Genomic DNA, 432 nt, shown 5'->3' on the forward strand with positions numbered 1-432 from the left:
GTGGTCGCGGCGTCCGATGTAGCGCTGTAGTGGTCGCCATTGCTTGGGTTCGGCGATGGCGTGTTCCACACAGATCCGTTGGGATGACTGAGCGTGCCGGGCGGTCTCGTAGGCGGCGTGCTGGGTGTCGTCGGTGGTCTTGCCGGGTTTCTTCGGCGGGGCGGTGACCTGGTCTGCGTAGTCGCGGGCCAGGCCTTGGTAGCCGGAGTCGACGTGGGTTTTGACCTGGGGGTACTGCTGCAGGAGGTCTTCGATGCCCTCGGTGCGCAGGGCGGTGACGTCGTGCATGCGTCCGGGGCGGACCGCGCCGCACCACAGCAGCCGGCCCTTGTCGTCGCTGATCACGGTGGCTTTACCGGTGTTCTGTTTCTTCTTGCCCGAGACGAACGCGCGCCTGCCGGGTCTGCCTGCTTTCGGGCGGCGGACCTGGAC

At 67.1% G+C, this 432-nt stretch carries 1 protein-coding gene; it reads right to left on the reverse strand.

Features of this window, described 5'->3' with window-relative positions; genetic code table 11:
- Nucleotides 1-432: transposase family protein (locus ACLQ24_RS30295; RefSeq protein ID WP_425895150.1), on the reverse strand; the 432-nt coding region annotated here is incomplete at both ends.

The sequence above is a fragment of the Micromonospora sp. DT4 genome (genome assembly GCF_049841675.1).
GTDB lineage: Bacteria > Actinomycetota > Actinomycetes > Mycobacteriales > Micromonosporaceae > Micromonospora.